The sequence below is a fragment of the Microbacterium barkeri genome (assembly GCF_027921765.1).
Classification (GTDB): Bacteria; Actinomycetota; Actinomycetes; order Actinomycetales; family Microbacteriaceae; genus Microbacterium; species Microbacterium barkeri.
The window spans coordinates 94,014-113,655 of sequence record NZ_BSEJ01000011.1 but is presented as its reverse complement, the minus strand read 5'-3'; the positions used below and the strand labels follow the sequence as shown (position 1 = coordinate 113,655).

Genomic DNA, 19,642 nt, shown 5'->3' with positions numbered 1-19,642 from the left:
CAGATCATGACCAGGATCGCGTTCATCGGACTCGGCATCATGGGCCTCCCCATGGCGAAGAACCTCATCTCGGCCGGCCACGACGTCGTGGGCTTCAACCGCAGCCGGGGCGCCGTCGACGCACTCGTCGAGGCGGGCGGCACCGGTGCCGCGTCGATCGCGGAGGCCGTCGCCGGCGCCGACATCGTCGCCACGATGGTGCCCGACTCGGCCGACGTCGAGGCCGTCGTAGGCGGCTCGGAGGGCGTGTTCGCCCACGCGCAGAAGGGCGCCGTCTGGATCGACTTCTCGAGCATCCGGCCCGACGTCTCGGCGCGACTCGCGGAGGCCGCCGCCGAGGCCGGCCTGCGCGCGCTCGACGCGCCCGTGTCCGGCGGAGAGGCCGGGGCGATCGAGGGCGTGCTCTCGATCATGATCGGCGGCGACGAGGCCGTCGTCGAGGAGGTCCGCCCCGTGCTCGAGGCGGTCGGCAAGACGATCGTCCGCGTCGGTCCCGCCGGCTCGGGCCAGACGGTCAAGGCGGCCAACCAGCTCATCGTCGCCGGCACGATCGAGCTCGTCGCCGAGGCCCTCGTCTTCCTCGAGGCGTACGGCGTCGACACGACGAGCGCCGTCGAGGTGCTCGCAGGCGGACTCGCCGGCAACCGGATCCTCGATCGCAAGGCCGCGTCGATGATCAAGCGCGAGTTCGAGCCGGGCTTCCGCATCGACCTCCACCACAAGGACATGGGCATCGTCACGAGCGCCGCCCGTGAAGCCGGCGTCCACATCCCGCTCGGCGCCCTCACCGCCCAGCTCATGGGCGCCGCTCGTCAGAAGGGCTACGGGTCGCTCGACCACTCGGGCCTCCTCCTCCTCGTCGAGGAGCTCTCCGGCCGCGCGAGCAAGGCGTAGCCCCACCCCACCTCCCGCAGCGGAAGCGGCCTCGGCCCCCGCGGCGACAAGACCATCAGGAGACCATCATGACCAAGATGCGCGCCGTGGACGCGGCAGTGCTCATCCTCGAGAAGGAGGGCGCCACGCAGGCCTTCGGCCTGCCGGGTGCCGCCATCAACCCCTTCTACTCCGCCATGCGCGCCCACGGCGGCATCCGCCACGTGCTCGCCCGCCACGTCGAGGCGGCGAGCCACATGGCCGAGGGGTACACCCGTGCCGAGCCGGGCAACATCGGCATCTGCATCGGAACGTCGGGCCCCGCCGGCACCGACATGATCACGGGCCTGTACTCGGCATCCGCCGACTCCATCCCGATCCTCTGCATCACGGGTCAGGCGCCGGTCGCCAAGCTCGACAAGGAGGACTTCCAGGCGGTCGACATCGCCTCGATCGCGGCTCCCGTGACGAAGATGGCGAAGACCGTGCTCGAGGCCGGCCAGGTGCCCGGCGTCTTCCAGCAGGCGTTCCACCTCATGCGCTCGGGCCGTCCCGGCCCCGTGCTCATCGACCTCCCGATCGACGTGCAGCTCACCGAGATCGAGTTCGACATCGACCTGTACGAGCCGCTGCCGATCGCGCGCCCCGAGGCCACCCGCGGCCAGCTCGAAGCCGTGCTCGACCTCATCGAGTCGTCCGAGAGGCCCGTGCTCGTCGCGGGCGGCGGCATCATCAGCGCCGACGCGTCGGACGACTTCGTCGCGCTCGCCGAGGAGCTCGGCCTTCCCGTCATCCCGACCCTCATGGGCTGGGGCGTCATCCCCGACGACCACGCCCTGCACGCGGGGATGGTGGGCCTGCAGACCCAGCACCGCTACGGCAACGAGAACCTGCTCGCCTCCGACGCCGTGATCGGCATCGGCAACCGCTGGGCGAACCGCCACACGGGTGCCCTCGACGTCTACCGTGCGGGCCGCCGCTTCGTCCACATCGACATCGAGCCCACGCAGATCGGCCGCGTGTTCGCGCCCGACCTCGGCATCGTGTCGGACGCGGGTGCCGCGATCCGCGGACTGCTCGAGCTCGTCCGCGAGCGCAAGGCGGCCGGGTCGCTCCGCGACCGGTCGGCCTGGGTCGCCGAGACGCAGGAGCGCAAGGCGACGCTGCAGCGCAAGACGCACTTCGACAACGTGCCGATCAAGCCGCAGCGCGTGTACCAGGAGATGAACGCCGCGTTCGGCCGCGACGTCCGCTACGTCTCGACGATCGGCCTGTCGCAGATCGCCGGCGCGCAGCTGCTCCACGTGTACCGCCCGCGCCACTGGATCAACTGCGGTCAGGCCGGACCCCTCGGCTGGACGCTGCCCGCGGCGCTCGGCGTCGTGACCGCCGACCCGACGAAGACCGTCGTCGCGCTGTCGGGCGACTACGACTTCCAGTTCCTCATCGAGGAGCTCGCGGTGGGCGCGCAGTTCAAGCTGCCCTACATCCACGTGCTCGTGAACAACTCCTACCTGGGCCTCATCCGCCAGGCGCAGCGCGCGTTCGACATGGACTACCACGTGTCGCTCGCGTTCGACAACGTCAACAGCCCCGAGACCGAGGGCTACGGCGTGGACCACGTCAAGGTGGCCGAGGGCCTCGGCTGCAAGGCGATCCGCGTGCGCGAGGCGGGCGACCTCGCGGGCGCGTTCGAGCAGGCGAAGAAGCTCATGGAGGAGCACCAGGTGCCGGTCGTGGTCGAGGTCATCCTCGAGCGCGTCACCAACATCTCGATGGGCGCAGCGGGCATCGACGCGATCAACGAGTTCGAGGACCTCGCCGAGGGCCCCGAGGACGCGCCGACCGCGACCATCCCGCTGCGTCCGGCCGCCGTCACGGCCTGAGCAGGACGCCCGGAGGACGCGCGTGCGCATCGTCATCGCCCCCGACAAGTTCAAGGGGTCGCTCAGCGCGGAGCAGGTCGCGCAGGCCGTCGCCGACGGCCTGCGCGACGAGCTCCCCGACGCGGAGATCGACCTCGCGCCGGTCGCCGACGGCGGCGAGGGCACGGTGGACGCGGCGGTCGCCAACGGGTTCGCCCGGCACGGGGCGGTCGCGTCCGGGCCCCTCGGCGACCCGGTCGCGGCGACGTGGGCGCAGCGCGACGACCTCGCCGTCATCGAGATGGCGACGGCCTCGGGCCTCGAGCTCGTGCCCGATGCCGAGCGCGACGCGCTGAGGGCGTCGTCGCGCGGCACGGGCGACCTGATCCGGGCCGCCCTCGGCCGCGGTGCACGCCGGCTCGTGCTCGCGGTCGGGGGATCGGCCTCCACCGACGGGGGAGCGGGCATGCTCGCGGCCCTCGGTGCGCGCCTCCTCGACGAGGAGGGGCGCGAGGTGCCGGATGGCGGTGCAGCGCTCGCGCGCGTCCGCCGCGTCGACCTGTCGGGGCTCGATCCCCGGCTCGTCGGCGCGGAGGTCGTCCTCGCGAGCGATGTCGACCATCCGCTGCTCGGGGCGCGCGGTGCGGCGCGCGTCTTCGGGCCGCAGAAGGGCGCATCGCCCGCCGACGTCGAGACCCTCGACGCCGCGCTCGCGGTGTTCGCCGACGCCCTCGAGGCCGCATCGGGCGTCGCTGCCCGCGACCTGCCCGGTGCGGGCGCGGCCGGCGGCGTCGGCTTCGGCGCTCTCGCGGCGCTGCGCGCTCGACGCCGTGCGGGCGTCGACGTCGTGCTCGACCTCACCCGTCTCGCCGACCGTCTGCGGGGGGCGGACCTCGTCGTGACGGGTGAGGGCTCGCTCGACGAGCAGAGCCTCGGGGGGAAGACGCCGCTGGGCGTCGCGCGCACGGCGGCGGCCGCGGGGGTGCCCGCCGTCGCCGTGTGCGGCCGGTCGCTCCTCGGCGAGGAGCGCTGGCGGGAGGCGGGGTTCGCCGCGTGCTACGCGACGAGCGACCGCGCCGTCGACGCGGCGGCGAGCATCCGCGACGCCGCCATCCACCTGCGCGCGATCGGCCGCGACATCGCCGCGCAGCATCTCGCGGCCGTTCCGCGAAACTGATGAGAGACCATTCGAAAGGAGCGACGATGTCGTCGCAGACCGAACACAGTGCAGAGTCGACAGCCGCCTCGACGCTTCCCCGCGAGCGCTACGACCTCGTGATCCGGGGCGAGCGGGTGCTCACGACCTCGGGCGTGCGCCCGCGCGAGGTGGGCGTGCGGGATGGCCGGATCGTGGCGCTCCAGCCGCTCGGGAACGCGCTCGAGGGCGACGAGGTCGTCGAGCTGGCAGCGGGGGAGACCCTCATCCCGGGCCTCGTCGACACCCACGTGCACGTCAACGAGCCCGGCCGGACCGAGTGGGAGGGCTTCGCATCCGCGACCCGCGCCGCGGCCGCAGGAGGCGTGACGACGATCATCGACATGCCGCTCAACAGCATCCCGCCGACGATCGACGTGCCGGCCCTCGAGGAGAAGCGCGCCGTCGCGCGCGACCAGGTGCACGTCGACGTGGGCTTCTGGGGCGGCGCCGTGCCCGGCAACACGTCGTCCCTGCGCGACCTCCACGACGACGGCGTCTTCGGGTTCAAGTGCTTCCTGCTGCACTCGGGCGTCGACGAGTTCCCGCCGCTGGACGCCGACGAGATGGAGCACGACATGCGCGAGCTCGCGTCGTTCGACTCCGTCATGCTCGTGCACGCCGAGGACTCGCGCGCCATCGACCGCGCGCCCTCGCCCGAGGGCGACGACTACGCGAAGTTCCTCGCCTCGCGCCCCCGCGGCGCCGAGAACATCGCGATCGCCGAGGTCATCGAGCGCGCCCGCTGGACGGGGGCGCGTGCGCACATCCTGCACCTGTCGTCGTCCGACGCGCTGCCGATGATCCGCTCGGCGAAGCGCGACGGCGTGCGGCTCACGGTCGAGACCTGCCCGCACTACCTGACCCTCACCGCCGAGGAGATCCCGACGGGCGGCACGCAGTACAAGTGCTGCCCGCCGATCCGCGAGGCCGGCAACCGCGAGCTGCTCTGGGAGGGCCTGCAGGACGGCACGATCGACTTCATCGTCTCGGACCACTCCCCGTCGACGCTCGACCTGAAGGACCTCGAGAACGGCGACTTCGCGGTGGCATGGGGCGGCGTCTCCTCGCTGCAGCTGGGGCTGTCGCTCGTGTGGACCGAGGCGCGTCACCGCGGCATCGACTTCGAGACCGTGGTGTCGTGGATGAGCGACCGGCCGGCGCAGTTCGCGGGACTCACCGGCAAGGGCCGCATCGCGCCCGGCTACGACGCCGACTTCGCGGTGTTCGCCGACGACGACGCGTACGTCGTCGACGTCGCGAAGCTCCACCACAAGAACCCGATCACGCCGTACGCGGGTCGCGCGCTCTCGGGTCTCGTGCGCCGCACGTACCTGCGCGGTCAGGTCGTCGACGGCAGCACCCCGCGGGGCCAGCTCCTCCGCCGCGGCATGATCGACTGACGCACGGCCGCCGGATGGCGGCTGCGGCTAACATGGCTCGACGTGCCCGTGAACCCCGCAGCCGCCATCCGACCCTCCTCGGCGACGGCGTCGTCCGCCCCGCGGATCACCGTCGCCGCGATCGCCTTCCTACGAGCGGATGGCGCGGTGCTGACCGTGCGCAAGCGCGGCACGCGCGCGTTCATGCTGCCGGGCGGGAAGCCGGAGGCGGGGGAGAGCGCGGTCGACACGGCCATCCGCGAGGTGCGCGAGGAGCTCGGGCTGGAGATCGCGCCCGCCGAACTGCGCCTGCTGGGCACCTTCGCGACCCGTGCGGCCAACGAAGCCGATCACGCGCTGCTCGCGACCGTGTTCACCACCAGGACTCCGGTCGAGCCGGTCGTGCAGGCCGAGATCGACGAGCTCCGGTGGGTCGTCCCGGTCGAGGCGGTCGACGATCCGTCGCAGGCGCCGCTCAACCGCGAGCACGTGTTCGCCCGCCTCGCCGTGCTCTGACCGCCCACCTCCTTCGCGAGACTAGCGTCGGTCGTCGAGACTGGCGTTCCCCGCACTGGTCTCGGCGACGGGCGCTGGTCTGGATGGCGGGAGGCCGCCGCGCGGGGCGGCAGCCCGCCGAACAGGGCGCCGGCAGCCCGCCGAGCGAGGCTCTGACCGCCCGCCGACTACACTCGTCCGGTGGCCAAACTCTACTTCCGCTACGGGGCGATGAACTCGGGCAAGTCCACCGCCCTCCTGCAGGCCGCGTACAACTACGAGGAGCGCGGGCAGGCCGTCCTCCTCGCCAAGCCCGCGATCGACACGAAGGGCGCCGACCAGATCGAGTCGCGCCTCGGCGTCACCCGCACGGTCGACTTCCTCATCGATGCGGATGACGATGCCGGCGAGCTCTTCGCGCGTCACCGCGAGCACGTCCGCCGCGAGGCGAGCCGCGCCCTGTTCGCAGGAGACCGTCCGCGCGACGTCGCGTGCCTGCTCATCGACGAGGCGCAGTTCCTCACGCCCGCGCAGGTCGACCAGGTGTTCCGCATCGCGGTGCTCGAGGACATCCCGGTGATGGCGTACGGCATCCGCACCGACTTCCGCACCCAGGCGTTCCCTGGCTCGCGGCGACTCCTCGAGATCGCCCACGCCCTCGAGGAGCTGAAGACGATCTGCCGCTGCGGCCGGAAGGCGCTCTTCAACGGCCGCAAGGTCGCAGGACGGTTCGTTTTCGACGGGGACCAGGTGGCCATCGACGCCGAGGGCGCCGCCGTGCGCGACGAGCACTTCGTGACCTACGAGTCGCTGTGCGGCGTCTGCTACCTCGAGGAGTCCGGCGGCGTGCTCACGCCTGCATGATGCATGTTGACGTCAACATGGCCGGAGCCGTAGCCTGAGGGCATGCGAGTACTCCTTGCCGGCGGAGCCGGATACATCGGTGCGCACACTGCGGTGGCGCTCGTCGAAGCCGGCCACGAGGTCGTGCTGCTCGACAACCTCGACAACACGAGCGACGTCGTCGCCTCGCGCATCGAGCAGATCACGGGGACGCCCGTGGCGCTCGTCGTGGGCGACGCGGCCGACGACGAGGTCGTGGGGGCGGCGTTCGCCGAGCACGGGCCGTTCGAGGCGATCATCCACTTCGCCGCGCACAAGGCGGTCGGCGAGTCGACCCAGAAGCCGCTCGAGTACTACGCGAACAACCTCGACTCGACGTTCGCGCTGCTCCGCGTGGGGCTCGCCAACGGCATCCGCTCGTTCGTCTTCTCCTCCACGGGGACCGTCTACTCGAACCCGGCCGACCTGCCGTTCCGCGAGACGGGCACGCGCGACCTCGTCGAGCTCTCGAACCCGTACTCGAAGAGCAAGCTCATCAACGAGGTCATCCTCGCTGACGTGCAGAAGGTGAACCCCGAGCTCAACGTCACGCTGCTGCGCTACTTCAACCCGGTCGGCGCGCACGAGTCCGGTCTCATCGGCGAGGACCCGCAGGGCATCCCCAACAACCTCATGCCGTTCGTCGCACGCGTGGCCGTCGGCTCGCTGCCCGAGATCAACGTCTTCGGCGACGACTACGACACCCCGGATGGCACGGGCCTGCGCGACTACATCCACGTCGTCGACCTCGCCGAGGGGCACGTCGCGGCGCTCGAGAAGGCGCAGCCCGGGCTCGCGAGCTACAACCTCGGCACGGGCCGCCCCGTGAGCGTGCTCGAGCTCATCGCGTCGTTCGAGAAGGCCGTCGGCCGCGAGCTGCCCAAGGTGATCGCGCCGCGACGCCCGGGCGACATGGCCGCGACGTACTGCGACCCGGCGAAGGCCGAGTCGGAGCTCGGATGGAAGGCGCGCTTCGGCATCGACGACATGACGTCGAGCGTCTGGAACTGGCAGCAGAAGAACCCGCGCGGCTACGCCAGCTGACGCGCCAGACGACGAAACGGCCTCCGGATGATCCGGAGGCCGTTTCGTCGTATGGCGGGCGCTCAGACGCGCACGGGGAGCGCCGGGATGAGCTCCTCGAGCTTCTCGACGGTGTCCTCCCAGCCCGTCACCGAGACGCACGCGACGCCCATCGCGAGGACGGGGTAGTCGTTGCCGTCGGCGTCGAGCCGGTCGCCGTAGAAGAGCATGTCGTCGAGGTCGATGCCGGTCTCCTCGGCGAGCTGGCGCATGCCGTAGGCCTTGTCGATGCCCTTGCGGGTGATGTCGACCGAGGTCGAGCCGCCCGAGCGCACCTCGAGGTCGGGCACGCGCGCGGCGACGGCGTCGCGCAGCGCGGACTTCTTCTCGCTCGTCGGGTCCCACGCCTTCTTGGCGTCGACGGGCGCCTCCTGGCCGAGGGCCGAGAACGTGATCTGCGAGCCGCGGTCCTCGAGGATCGGGCCCCAGGTCTGCGTCTCCCAGAAGCCGAGGCGCTTGGCCTCCTCCTCGACCGCGGCGAGGGCGCGGCGCTTCTCGTCGTCGGTGAGCTCGCGCGCGTACACCGCCGAGAAGTCGTCGCCCGTGTGGCGGAAGTACTGGGTGCCGCACGTCGGCAGGAGGTGGATGTGCGAGAGCGCCTCGGGAGCCTCGGGGAGTCGGTCGACGACCTGCATGCGGAACTGCTGGATCTGCCCGCCCGAGATGATCGCGACCTCGACACGCTCCGCGAGCGCGATGAGCAACTCGCCGATCCGCGGCTCGATGGGCGACTTCGAGGGAGCGAGGGTGTCGTCGAGGTCGAAGGCGACGAGGCGGGGCGTGGCAGGCATGTCTCTCCGGATGTCGGATGGGGCACGAACCGGACAAGCCTACGCGACACGCCCTGAGAACGCGGGGAGGGATGGTCCCGGTCGACCCGCGTAATGAAACGGCCGCTCGCGCGTCTCATGAGCAGGGGAGGGATCCGCGGACGGAAGGGGAGAGGCATGAGTGCCGATGAGATGGCCCACATCGCGTCGATCGTCGCGCTCGCCGCGTCGGCCGCCGGGGGTCTGCTCGTGCTGATCAGCGCCTTCGTCGTCGGCCGCACGCGCCGGCGCACGGCGGTGCCGCGGCGCCCGGGCGGTCGGCGCGCCTGACGCGCCACCCGAGGCCGATGGGACAGCAGAAGGGCCGGTTCCGATGGAACCGGCCCTTCTCGTGTGGTCGGGGTGACAGGATTTGAACCTGCGGCCTCGTCGTCCCGAACGACGCGCGCTACCAAGCTGCGCCACACCCCGTGGCAACCCGTCTACTCTACCCGATCCGACGCGGTGAGCCGAATCCGGCGTGTCCCCGGGAGTGCCGCGGCTTCGGCGCCGCCCCGAGGAGGACCGGGGTGCGGATGGCGGCGGTCCTGTGCCTCGGGCCGGGCGGGTGTCGACGCTGGTCGTCGCGATTCGCGGCGACTGCTGGCCCGTTCGCCCCGATCCGCGGCAGATGCCGACGGCACCTGCCGCGTTCTGCGTCCAAGCCGGCCCGATTCGCCGCGAAACGCGGGAACCGCGCACCTGCCCCCTCCACATCGTCTTCCCGGCTCTCGCCCTCGTCGATTGGCTCGTCGCGCCGGATCGTCCGAGGCTCTCGTGGCGCGAGCTGTGGGTCGTCTTCCCGTACCCGGTACTCTGGCTCGCCGTCGTCCTCGTGCGCGGTGCGGTCGACGGATGGGTTCCGTACGGGTTCCTGCTGCCGGAGCGCGGCGCGGGCTCCCTCGTGGCGCACGTCGTCGGGCTGCTGGTCGCGCTGACAGCCGCGGGCGCGCTCGTGTGGGGGATGAGCCGGATCCCTCGCGGAACCGACTCAGGCGCGCGCCGCGCGGGCTGATCAGCGGGCGCGCGGCGCGAGCGTGAGCAGCGAGACCTCCGGCGGGCACGCGAAGCGCACGGGGGAGTAGATCGAGTGCCCGAGGCCCGCGCTCACGTTGAGCGGCACGGTCCGGCCGTCGTGCGTCCAGCTCGACAGCCCCCGCGCCTGCTTCGGCGGAAGGTCGCAGTTGGAGACGAGGGCGCCGTAGAACGGCACGCGCACCTGGCCGCCGTGCGTGTGACCCGCGATGAGGACGTCGGCGCCGAGCTCCGTGAAAGCATCGAGGACGCGTCGGTACGGGGCGTGGGTCACGCCGATCGAGACCGGAGCGGATGGCAGCGCCGCGACATGCGCAGGGAGCGCATCGAGGTCATCGAGGTCGTGATGCGCGTCGCTCACACCGAACAGCTTCACGGCCGTGCCGCGCACGTCCAGAGTGGCGGCCGCGTTGTTGAGGCTCGTCCAGCCGAGCTCGTCGGCGAAGAACGCGTCGAGGGCCGCGGTGTCGAGCTTCGGCGCGGTCGTGGCCCGCTCGGATGGCCCGAGGACGTAGCGCAGGGGGTTGCGCGGAGACGGCTCGTACAGGTCGTTGGACCCGTGCACGAAGACACCGGGGACGCCGGCGAACGGCTCGAACGCCCGGCGGATGCCGGCCAGGCCTTCGCGGTGCCCGAGATTGTCACCGGTGTTGACGACGAGATCGGGGCGCAGCGATGCGAGCTTAGCCATCCACTCCTGCTTGCCCCGCTGCCACGGCGCCATGTGGGCGTCCGAGACGTGCAGGACCCGCAGGGGAGTCGCCCCCGGCTCGAGCACGCGCACGGTGTGGTGGCGCACGGTGAAGAGGTGCCGCTCGATGCCGATGCCCCAGACGGCGGCCGCGGCCCCCGCGCCCGCGAGGGCGCCGAGGGCCGCGACACCAGGACGCGACGCCACTAGTCGTCGTCCTTGTCGTTCTTCTTGTCGTCGCCTCCGCCGCCGCAGCTCTTGGCCTCGTAGTTCACGCGGATCACGGTGTTCGGATCGGCGACCGTTCCTGCTTCGGGGTCGGTCCCGGTTACCTTGCCGCTGCCGGCGTCGGAGTTCTCGGAGCAGCTGCCACGCTCGACGTTGTCGAAGCCTGCGCCGGTGATCGCCGCGAATGCGGCCTGCACCGACATGCCCGATACATCGGGAACAGACGACGCCTTGCCATCGCTCGGGAAGATCGTGACGTTGGTGCCGCCAGCGGCCTGACCCGCGCCCGGGTCCTGACGCTGGATCGTGCCCTCGGGCTGGTCGCCCGGGACGGTCTCGCCGACCGTGACACCGAAGCCGGCACCGCGGAGGATGCTCGTGGCCTCGTCGATCGACTTGCCCGTGACGTCCGGGAGGTCGACGAGCACGCGACGCGTCAGGTTCGGGTCCGGCGTCGGGAACGCGCCGCCGGGGTAATGCGCGTTGGCCGCGGCCTGGATCGGGCGGGCGAGCTCATAGCGGACGTTGTTGCCGTTGATCCCGTTGCTCCAGATCGTGCGGAGATCCGTGAGCCCCCGGGTGTTGCCGACCCAGACGGCCGTCGTGGCGGCCGTGGACGACTCGATCATCATTGTCGAGACGTTCTCGTGCGTTCCGGTCTTGCCGATGAGCTCGGTGCCGTCGCCGGGGTTCGCTGCCGCACCCGTTCCGCCGTTCATGACCGACTTGAGCGCCTCGGCCGCCGTCGCGGCGATATTGGGCTCGATGACCGGCTCGCAGCCTGTCTCGGGGACCGGCACTTCCTTGTCGTCGATGTCGGTGATCCGATCGATCGCGTGCGGCTCGCAGCGCACGCCGTTGTTGGCGATCGTCGCGTAGGCCGACGCCATGTCGATGGGCGCGATGGCCTTCGAGCCGAGGACGTCGTAGAGCACGTTCTCGTCGGTGACCGATCCGCCGTTGCCCAGGGTCACTCCGAAGCGCTCGGCGACGCGGTTGATCTCGCAGACGTCGAGCTGCTCGGCCATCGCGAGGAAGCCCGAGTTGAGCGAGTCCCTCGTGAAGCGGGTGACCGTCCCCGTGTAGCCGTTGCCGTTGGCGAAGTTGCCGATCTTCGACGTGTTGTACTGCTGGACGCCGTCGCACTTGTACTGGAAGACGCGGTTGTTGCCGTTCAGCACCTCGTTGATCGAACGGCCCTTCTCGAGCCAGTCGATGAGCGTGAAGAGCTTGTATGTCGATCCGACCGGGAATCCGTTGGCGGAGCCGTGCGCGCTGTCTGCCGCGTAGACGAGCGAGGAGTAACCCGGCTGCGTCGAGACGACCTTCTCGTCCTCGGAGAAGTTCGTGTTCTGGGCCATCGCCAGGATCCTGCCCGTGCTCGGCTCGACCGTCACGGCCGCGGCGCCGAACTCGATCCCGTCGATGTGCGACGCAGCAGTGGCCTTCATCGCCGCCTCGGCGGGCATCTGGATGTTGAAGTCGAGGGTCGTGTAGACCTTGAGCCCGCCGCGTCGCAGCGTCTCCCAGCGCTCCTCGTCGGTCTCGCCGAAGGCTGGGTCGGTGAGGATCGTCTGCTGCACGTACTTGCAGAAGTACGCGGAACCGCCGGCGGCGCTGCATCCGGTCTCACGCGGGTTGATGTTCGGTTCGATCGGCTCTTCGAGCGTTGTGTCGTACTGCTCCTGCGTGATCTTGCCATCCTGGAGGAGACGCCAGAGCACGTAGTCGCGCCGGTCACGGGTCGACTTGTAGCCGTCCTCCGCTGAATTTCGGGCGACGCCTTCCTTGTCCGTGTAGGAGCCCTCCGGCAGATCGATGCGGTAGCGGTTGGGGTTCTGCACCATCCCGGCGAGCGTTGCGGCCTGGTTCAGCGTCAGCTTCGCGGCCGTCGTGTTGAAGTAGTACTGCGCAGCGGCCTCGATGCCGTACGTCTGACCGCCGAAGTTGGCGATGTTGAGGTACCCGATGAGGATGTCGTCCTTCGAGTACTCCTGCTCGATCGAGATCGCGTAGCGCATCTCCTGGAGCTTGCGCTCGTAGCCCTCGACGCCCGTCGCGGTGATCGCGTCGTTGTAGCAGTCGAGCTGCTCCTGCGAGTTGAAGGGCGCTTCCTGCTCGCACTTCTGGATGAGCACGTTCTTGACGTACTGCTGGCTGATCGAGGAGCCGCCCTGGGTGTCGCCGCCCTGGAAGTTGTTGAGCAGGGCCCGCGTCGTGCCGATGAGGTCGATGCCGCCGTGCTCGTAGTAGCGCGGGTCCTCACTGGAGAGGAGCGCGTCGTACATCGTCTGCGAGACCTCGTCGTACGCGACCGGGATGCGGTTCTGGTCGTAGAACGACGTCAGGACGAAGTCCTTGCCGTCATTTCCCTTCGCGTAGATCGTGGTCGGCAGCATCGGCGTATCCACCTCGAGATACGCGGGCAGCTTGTCGAACATCGTGATCGCGCTCGACGCGGCCGAGCCGGCGACGGCGATCGCGGGGGTGACGGTGGCGGTGACGAGCACTCCGGCGATCGCGCTCAGGCCGACGAGGCCGAGCACACCGCCGAGAACACCGCTCGCAGTCCTTTTCGCTCCGGGCATAGGCTTGATCGTAGGGGAGTTCCCTGAACATCCCCGCCTTCGGCCATGGTCCTCGGACCGCATTCCCAGCGCCGCACACGCTCGAACGACAGGAGTTCCATGACCACGTGGGAGTACCTCACCACGCCGCTGCTCATCCACAACACGGCGGCCATCCTCAACAACTGGGGCAAGCAGGGCTGGGAGCTCGTGCAGGTCGTGCAGGGCCCCGAGGGCGGCCTCGTCGCCTACCTGAAGCGGCCGCTGACCGAGGCGGGGCCGTCGAACGCGGGCCTCGGCGCCGCGGCCGAGGCGGCGAAGCAGTTCGAGGGCGGCGCCCAGTGACGGTCAGCGCGCGGCTCGCCGAGCTCGGCATCGAGCTCCCGGGCGTCGTCGCCCCCGTGGCCGCCTACATCCCCGCGAAGGTGCACGGCGACGTCGTCCAGACGTCGGGTCAGCTGCCGATGGTCTCGGGCTCGCTCCCGCACACGGGCAAGGTCGGCGACGGCGAGGGCCTCGTCGCCGCCGACGACGCGAAGGCGCTCGCCCGCATCTGCGCGCTGAACGCGCTCGCCGCCGCGGCGGACGCGGTCGGGGGACTCGACCGCATCACCGGCGTGCTCAAGGTGACCGGGTTCGTCGCATCGGCGCCGGCCTTCACCGGCCAGCCCGGTGTCATCAACGGCGCGAGCGAGGTGCTGGGCGAGATCTTCGGTGAGGCCGGACGGCACTCGCGCTCCGCGGTCGGCGTCTCGGTGCTGCCGCTCGACGCTCCCGTCGAGGTCGAGGTGGCGTTCCTCTTCGCCTGACAGGACGACGACAGAGGCCGGGCCCCGCGGGGCCCGGCCTCTGTCGTCGTCCTACCGCACCTGGGCGGAGATCACGCTCATCACGGCGGTGTCGGCCAGTGTCGTCGTGTCGCCGACCTCGCGTCCCTCGGCCACGTCGCGCAGCAGACGGCGCATGATCTTGCCCGAGCGGGTCTTCGGCAGCTCGCCGACGATGTACACGTCGCGCGGACGCGCGATCGGGCCGATCTGCTCGCCGACCCATGCGCGCAGCTGCTGCGCGAGACCATCCGGGCCGTGCTCCTTGAGGTAGCTCTCCTTCAGGATCACGAACGCGACGACCGCCTGGCGCGTGGTTGACAAATCATGCATTACGATGTGGATGCATGGATGCGAGCCAGGAAACCGTGCCCCGCGAACAGCTCTGCGCGATCTACACCCGGATCAGCGATGACCGCGAAGGCGACGAGCTGGGCGTCCAGCGCCAGGAGGATGACTGCAGAGCGCTCGCGAAGCAGCTCGGGCTGACGATCTACCACATCTACTCCGACAATGACATCGGCGCCTCGGATCAGTCCTCGAAGCGCAAGGTCCGTGAGGACTATCTGAAGATGCTGGCTGAGGCCCGCGCTGGAACCTTTGGTCGCATCCTGGCCTACTCCAACTCCAGGATCACCCGGCGACCCCGCGAGCTTGAAGAGCTCATCGACCTCTTCAAGGAGACCGAGGCAAAGTTCGGCAAGGGCAAAGGAGTAATCGTCAATACCGTCGTCTCGGGCAATGACGATCTGTCTACGGCAGATGGCCGAATGACGGCTCGGCTCAAGGCCGGAGTGGATGCGGGCGAGGTTGAGCGGCTCGCTGAGCGGCTACAGCGGAAGAACCTTCAAAAGGCGATGCGAGGGGAGCCAGCGAAGCAACACCGTCGGCCCTTCGGCTTCGAGGATGACCAGGTGACCCATCGGACCGAGGAAGCCGCCGCGATCCGGGAAGCCGTCCAAGAGATCATCGGCGGAGCCTCGATCACCGCCATCTGCCGCAAGTGGAACCAGCAGGGGATCAAGACGACGGATGGAAAGGAATGGAAGTGGACGCCCCTCCGGCGAGTGCTCCTCGGATGGCGGAGCGCCGGAGTCCGGGTCTACCAGGGGCAACCCCTCTACGATCCCGACGGCCAACTGGTCATGGGGAGCTGGGAACCCATCATCAGCCTGGAGGAGCGTGAGGCCGCAATAGCGAAGCTTGAGGAGCGCAGTAGGAGGGGTCAGCGCGAGGGTAAGTGGCTCCTCCAAGGCCTCCTCCAGTGCGGGCTCTGTGGCCGGCGGCTCTACGGGGCCATGCAGGACAAGACGGGGAAACGGCCCAGCAGCTATACCTGCACCGGCAGCGGCACAACCCACATGGGGATTTCGGCTGAGCGAGTCGAGCACTACATCGAGCGTGTGGTGCTCCGCTATCTCCTCGATAAGGCGATCTACGGCGTTCCCAATGAGCAGCCTCAGGAGAAGAAGGTCTGGCCGCAGGAGGCACGGCTTCGGGCGGTCACCGACAAGATCGCTGAGCTGATGGCTGCCTACAACCGCGACGAGCTCGACCGTCGGTTGGTCTTCCCCGAGGTGCAACGGCTCATCAAGGAGCGAGACGAGCTGGAGCGAGATCGCGCAGCGTTCCGCGCCGAACAGCTCGCACGACCGAATCGAGTAGCCACCATCGAAGATGCTGTCGGCTGGTTCACCGGCAAGCTGGAGCGGAGCTTTGAGGAACGGCAGCAGTCGCTCCGGGAGGAGATCGACTTCGTAGTGATCTCGAAGGGGACCAAGGCCTACGGCGGGAACACTCCAGAGGTAGCCCGACAGGCCGCCGTCGAGAAGCGCGTCTCTATCGTGTGGAAGGAACCCCACTACGAATACAACGGACTGACGGCAGAGGAAGCCGTCGAGACGCCCTTCGAGCTTCCGGGTCATCTCCTCGACAGGAGCCTGTCCTAGCCCGCCTCCTCGCCCCATGCACACACTGTCGAAGGCTGGCTAGGACGGGCTGAGATCGCAGCCTAGGCGCGCTCACGGCACCAAGAGAGCCGCCACCGTGGCTCCTCGTTCGGCACCCCCGGCGGTGATTTAGTCGCGGCCAGGTGGGCCCGCTATCGATGTCGGGCCTCCCGATAGACTCGGAGCCGTGGACGATGCAGCGATGTGGACGGCGGCGTGAACGCGAACGCGCCGAAGGGGAAGAACAGCAGCCTGGCAGCTGCAAAGAAGGCCAAGGCGGATGAGTTCTACACTCAGCTGAGCGACATCGAGCGTGAGCTTCGCCACTACAAGAAGCACTTCAAGGGCAAGACGGTCTATCTAAACTGCGACGACCCTCGGGTGAGCAACTTCTTCCACTACTTCAGCTACAACTTCGAAACGCTCGGGCTCAAGAAGCTGATCGCCGCTTGTTACAAGAGCCAGGAAGTTGACCTCTTTAGCGAGAATGCCGATCCACAGGCTATCTACCTCGTCTATGAAGGCGACAAAAATGGCAGCGGTATGCCGGAGCTGGACGAGATCGGAGTCAAGCAGTTCAAGGGCGACGGCGACTTCCGGAGCGAAGAGAGCATCGAGCTGCTGAAGGAAGCAGACATCGTGGTGTCGAACCCGCCTTTCTCGCTCTTCCGCGAGTATGTGGCGCAGCTCATGGAGTATGACAAGAAGTTCGTCATCCTGGGCAACCAGAACACCCTCACAACCAAGGAGATCTTCGAGCTGGTGAGGGCCAACAAGCTCTGGCTCGGCTACAACAACGGCGACATGTCGTTCAGGGTCCCTGCTCACTATCCGCCCCGCGAAACTCGGTTCTGGATCGATGAGAATGGTCAGAAGTGGCGCAGCTTCGGCACCATGTGTTGGCTCACTAACCTGGACATCGCTAAGCGCCACGAAGATCTGCTGGTGTGGAAGAGCTACGATCCCGAGCTCTATCCGTCCTATGACAACTTCGACGGGATCGATGTGGGGAAGACTGCTGACATCCCAGCGGATTATGACGGCGTGATGGGAGTCCCTGTTGGCTTCCTGACGAAGCACAATCCGGATCAGTTCGAGATCGTCGGAATCACCAAGAGCTGGGCCAAGCTCGCCACTAAGAAGTATCCGACGCAGATCCAGGTCAGTGCCACGGGCAAACGGAGCGAGGTTGGCAAGCTCAACGATGGCGCCGTGCTTCAGGTCGACACGCCTCCCGCTCGTAAGACCCACTACATTGTGGATGGCAAGACCTACATCCAGACCTATCCTCGTATTCTTATCCGCCGCAGGAGCAATGGAGTCTCATGAAGATCACGCCGTATGAGCTGACCGTGGGCGAGCTCGCAGAAGGCTACCTGGACAACGCCGAAGGCGGCGTGGTTGCCCTCGATGGGAAGCTGGACATCCGTCCTCCCTACCAGCGCGAGTTCGTCTACAACGAGAAGCAGCGGCGTGCTGTGGTCGAGACTGCCTCCAAGGGCTTTCCGCTCAATGTGATGTATTGGGCCGTTCAGGAGGACGGAACCTTCGAGGTCATCGACGGCCAGCAGCGCACGATCTCCCTCTGTCAGTATGTGGACGGCGAGTTCGCCATGCCGCTGTTCGGCAAGCCTGAGCAGCGCTACTTCAACAACCTTCAGGTGGATGAGAAGAAGAAGCTCCTCGACTACAAGATCACCGTCTACCTCTGCGAGGGTGAGCCGAGCGAGAAGCTGGACTGGTTCAAGGTCATCAATACCGCTGGCGAGAAGCTGACCAACCAGGAGCTGCTGAACGCGATCTACAGCGGTCCCTGGGTTTCGAGCGCGAAGCAGTATTTCTCCAAGACCAACTGCCCGGCCTATCAGCTCGGCAGCAACTACATGAGCGGGACGCCCATTCGCCAGGACTACCTGGAGGATGTGATCCAGTGGATCAACGATGGCGATGTGGAAGGCTACATGGGCCTCCACAAGGACGACCCCAACGCCAGCAAGCTGTGGATCTACTTCCAGACCGTCATCGAGTGGGTGAAGGCTACCTTCCCGCACTACCGCAGCAACATGAAGGGCGTGAAGTGGGGACCGCTCTACAACAAGTTCAAGGACGAGATCATCGATGCGAACGCCCTGGAGGAGCGCGTCAGCACGCTGATTCTCGATGACGAGATCCAGAAGAAGTCCGGGATCTACGCGTATGTCCTGGACGGGGACGAGCGGCACCTCAACCTCCGATCCTTCTCGGAGAAGCAGAAGCGCGAAGCCTACGAGCGTCAGAAGGGTATCTGCCCCGCCTGCGGCAAGCACTTCGCCTTCGAGGAGATGGCTGGCGACCACATCGTGCCCTGGAGCAAGGGCGGGAAGACGGTCGCAGAGAACTGCCAGATGCTCTGCGCCTTCGACAACGGCAGCAAGGGAAACCGCTGACCGGACAGCACTCATGGATGATCTCGAAGAACAGCGGCGCAAGCGGAGACTGCGGGACGAGGTTCTGAACACACCCAACTGCCGCGAGTGTCTGCACCCGATGGCCCCCGAGCTGATCGAGGGTGAACCTGTCTGGCAGTGTGCGAACTGCGGGGCCATTCGCGAAGAGGACTGAGCCCCGCCGACCGTTCAGCTGTCGAGATTGTCCCAATCGTCGCCCAGAACCCAGCGAACCGCTGAGATCTTGCCCGAGAGGTAGCCCCAGGCCCAGTCGGACTCGACATCCTTGTCGAGGGATTCCACCCCATACTCTTGCTCGACCCGGCGCTTCTCAGCGAGCATCCCGGCTTTGATGTCCTCGGGCCAATCCAGACCGGGCACATCTTCATCTGCGGGCTTGCGGCCATACCAAAGCCGGTCAGACAGCTCCGACTCAATCGCCAGGATCTCCGACACTCTCCTCAGAGTGCTGGTGCCCACATCGTGCTTGAAGGCTAGATCGAGGTTACTCTCCACCAGCTTGAGGAGCTGCGGTTTCTCCCAGACCCTGATCCGAAAGGGTGGCCTGTTAGTCCGCGCGTAGTCGGCGATCCAGTCCTTCGCTCCGTTGGTCAAGTAGCCGGAAGCGATGAACAGAACCACCGAGGGGCGCTCGGCGTTGGCCCAGGCGATTGTGCCCTGGAGCGCGTCGGGCGGAACTCCCCGCTTGTAGTGCTTGCAGTCGATGAACCACCGTTCCTCATACTCGTGGCCATCGATGTCGCTCATCGCCTTCCGCGCCACGATGTCTCGGCCTCGGTCTGAGGGCGAGGAGGAAAGCGGGGTGCCCTTCCGCCAGTCCACATTCGAAAACCCGCTCTCGGAGACGAGATCGAAGCAGAACTCCTCGAAGTCGGTCGGAGACAGCCCCTCGAAGTCGAGCGAACCGAGAGCGAAGTCCTCGGCCTCATTCCGCTCCAGCCCGTCTCCCTCGGAATGCTCCGTGGTCTCATTCCCCATACGCCGAGTATATGGATGCCCTACCAGGCATCTGCGGCCGGTCAGCCGACGAGGAAGGCCGGGGATCGAATCGTGATCCCCGGCCTCCCAGTTGGGTCGCACACCGGCTCAAGCGGCTTCGGCGTCGATGCTCCGAGCGGCGACGAGCCCCGAGATCAGCAGTGAGGCTGTTCCCCGGGTGAGCGTGCCGAAGGTCTGCCAGAGCGCGCCGTGGCTCAGCTCCAGGAGGTCAGAGAGATAGCGGATCTGGTCGGCGGTTGCTGGCAGGTCGTAGCCCGTCTCGGCGTGCTCGACCATGAGATCCCGCTGGGCTTGGATCTCTTCAGCGGTCATGGG

General features: G+C 68.1%; 19 protein-coding genes, 1 tRNA gene and 1 pseudogene. 14 read left to right on the top strand and 7 right to left on the bottom strand.

Features of this window, described 5'->3' with window-relative positions; all coding sequences use genetic code 11:
• Nucleotides 1-6: 6 nt before the first annotated feature.
• The 7 genes from PKE79_RS12040 (at nucleotide 7) to galE (ending at nucleotide 7,736) form a co-directional block, all read left to right on the top strand.
• Entirely contained in the window at nucleotides 7-894 is an 888-nt protein-coding gene (locus PKE79_RS12040) for a 2-hydroxy-3-oxopropionate reductase (protein WP_271173935.1), read from the top strand.
• A 68-nt stretch (nucleotides 895-962) separates the two neighbouring features.
• The gene (gcl, locus tag PKE79_RS12035) at nucleotides 963-2,759 is read left to right on the top strand and encodes a glyoxylate carboligase (RefSeq protein WP_271173934.1); all 1,797 of its coding nucleotides are present in this window, start codon (nucleotides 963-965) and stop codon (nucleotides 2,757-2,759) included.
• 22 nt (nucleotides 2,760-2,781) lie between these two features.
• Nucleotides 2,782-3,915, top strand: coding sequence for a glycerate kinase (locus tag PKE79_RS12030; protein WP_271173933.1), 1,134 nt, complete (start codon nucleotides 2,782-2,784; stop codon nucleotides 3,913-3,915).
• Nucleotides 3,916-3,941: 26 nt separating this feature from the next.
• The gene (allB, locus tag PKE79_RS12025; protein WP_271173932.1) at nucleotides 3,942-5,336 is read left to right on the top strand and encodes an allantoinase AllB; all 1,395 of its coding nucleotides are present in this window, start codon (nucleotides 3,942-3,944) and stop codon (nucleotides 5,334-5,336) included.
• A 42-nt stretch (nucleotides 5,337-5,378) separates the two neighbouring features.
• Nucleotides 5,379-5,831 (top strand): NUDIX hydrolase, encoded by a 453-nt coding sequence (locus PKE79_RS12020; RefSeq protein WP_271173931.1) that lies wholly within the window; start codon nucleotides 5,379-5,381, stop codon nucleotides 5,829-5,831.
• Between the two features lie 180 nt (nucleotides 5,832-6,011).
• Nucleotides 6,012-6,674, top strand: a complete 663-nt coding sequence (locus PKE79_RS12015) for a thymidine kinase (RefSeq protein ID WP_271173930.1) — start codon at nucleotides 6,012-6,014, stop codon at nucleotides 6,672-6,674.
• A 42-nt stretch (nucleotides 6,675-6,716) separates the two neighbouring features.
• On the top strand, nucleotides 6,717-7,736 hold the full coding sequence (gene galE, locus PKE79_RS12010; RefSeq protein WP_271173929.1) for a UDP-glucose 4-epimerase GalE: 1,020 nt from the start codon (nucleotides 6,717-6,719) through the stop codon (nucleotides 7,734-7,736).
• 62 nt (nucleotides 7,737-7,798) lie between these two features.
• Here the strand turns inward: galE and PKE79_RS12005 are convergent, their stop codons facing one another.
• Nucleotides 7,799-8,566, bottom strand: coding sequence for an HAD-IIB family hydrolase (locus PKE79_RS12005; protein ID WP_271173928.1), 768 nt, complete (start codon nucleotides 8,564-8,566; stop codon nucleotides 7,799-7,801).
• Between the two features lie 156 nt (nucleotides 8,567-8,722).
• Here PKE79_RS12005 and PKE79_RS12000 point away from each other — a divergent pair, with 156 nt between their 5' ends.
• Nucleotides 8,723-8,875 carry a hypothetical protein gene (locus PKE79_RS12000; RefSeq protein WP_271173927.1) on the top strand — a complete coding sequence of 51 codons (153 nt, stop codon included), beginning with the start codon at nucleotides 8,723-8,725 and terminating at the stop codon, nucleotides 8,873-8,875.
• 64 nt (nucleotides 8,876-8,939) lie between these two features.
• Here PKE79_RS12000 and PKE79_RS11995 read toward each other — a convergent pair.
• Nucleotides 8,940-9,016 (bottom strand) — tRNA-Pro (locus PKE79_RS11995).
• Between the two features lie 199 nt (nucleotides 9,017-9,215).
• Between PKE79_RS11995 and PKE79_RS11990 the strand changes: the two genes are divergently transcribed.
• Nucleotides 9,216-9,599: a Pr6Pr family membrane protein gene (locus PKE79_RS11990; RefSeq protein WP_271173926.1), complete on the top strand. Its 384-nt coding sequence runs from the start codon at nucleotides 9,216-9,218 to the stop codon at nucleotides 9,597-9,599.
• Here the strand turns inward: PKE79_RS11990 and PKE79_RS11985 are convergent, their stop codons facing one another.
• Entirely contained in the window at nucleotides 9,600-10,517 is a 918-nt protein-coding gene (locus PKE79_RS11985; protein ID WP_271173925.1) for a metallophosphoesterase, read from the bottom strand.
• Nucleotides 10,517-13,126: a transglycosylase domain-containing protein gene (locus PKE79_RS11980; protein WP_271173924.1), complete on the bottom strand. Its 2,610-nt coding sequence runs from the start codon at nucleotides 13,124-13,126 to the stop codon at nucleotides 10,517-10,519. Before PKE79_RS11980 ends, PKE79_RS11985 begins: the two co-directional genes overlap by 1 nt.
• Nucleotides 13,127-13,225: 99 nt before the next feature.
• Here PKE79_RS11980 and sp36 point away from each other — a divergent pair, with 99 nt between their 5' ends.
• Together sp36 and PKE79_RS11970 are read left to right on the top strand one after the other, a co-directional pair.
• Nucleotides 13,226-13,450, top strand: a complete 225-nt coding sequence (gene sp36, locus PKE79_RS11975) for a Sp36 family protein (RefSeq protein WP_271173923.1) — start codon at nucleotides 13,226-13,228, stop codon at nucleotides 13,448-13,450.
• Nucleotides 13,447-13,914, top strand: coding sequence for a RidA family protein (locus PKE79_RS11970; RefSeq protein WP_271173922.1), 468 nt, complete (start codon nucleotides 13,447-13,449; stop codon nucleotides 13,912-13,914). Before sp36 ends, PKE79_RS11970 begins: the two co-directional genes overlap by 4 nt.
• A gap of 51 nt (nucleotides 13,915-13,965) precedes the next feature.
• On the opposite strand, the pseudogene PKE79_RS11965 reads toward PKE79_RS11970, so the two are convergent.
• Nucleotides 13,966-14,250, bottom strand: a pseudogene (locus PKE79_RS11965) (AMP-binding enzyme); the annotation flags it as partial.
• A 29-nt stretch (nucleotides 14,251-14,279) separates the two neighbouring features.
• Between PKE79_RS11965 and PKE79_RS11960 the strand changes: the two are divergent.
• The 3 genes from PKE79_RS11960 (at nucleotide 14,280) to PKE79_RS11950 (ending at nucleotide 18,307) form a co-directional block, all read left to right on the top strand.
• A complete protein-coding gene (locus PKE79_RS11960) occupies nucleotides 14,280-15,881 on the top strand; it encodes a recombinase family protein (protein ID WP_271173921.1) in 1,602 nt (533 codons plus the stop codon).
• Nucleotides 15,882-16,097: 216 nt separating this feature from the next.
• The gene (locus PKE79_RS11955) at nucleotides 16,098-17,210 is read left to right on the top strand and encodes an adenine-specific methyltransferase EcoRI family protein (protein WP_271173920.1); all 1,113 of its coding nucleotides are present in this window, start codon (nucleotides 16,098-16,100) and stop codon (nucleotides 17,208-17,210) included.
• Nucleotides 17,207-18,307: a GmrSD restriction endonuclease domain-containing protein gene (locus tag PKE79_RS11950; RefSeq protein WP_271173919.1), complete on the top strand. Its 1,101-nt coding sequence runs from the start codon at nucleotides 17,207-17,209 to the stop codon at nucleotides 18,305-18,307. The genes PKE79_RS11955 and PKE79_RS11950 overlap by 4 nt, the downstream gene beginning before the upstream one ends.
• Before the next feature lie 189 nt (nucleotides 18,308-18,496).
• Here PKE79_RS11950 and PKE79_RS11945 read toward each other — a convergent pair whose 3' ends face one another.
• Both PKE79_RS11945 and PKE79_RS11940 read right to left on the bottom strand, forming a co-directional pair.
• Entirely contained in the window at nucleotides 18,497-19,306 is an 810-nt protein-coding gene (locus PKE79_RS11945) for a restriction endonuclease (RefSeq protein ID WP_271173918.1), read from the bottom strand.
• Nucleotides 19,307-19,414: 108 nt separating this feature from the next.
• A complete protein-coding gene (locus PKE79_RS11940) occupies nucleotides 19,415-19,639 on the bottom strand; it encodes a hypothetical protein (RefSeq protein WP_271173917.1) in 225 nt (74 codons plus the stop codon).
• Nucleotides 19,640-19,642 lie beyond the last annotated feature (3 nt).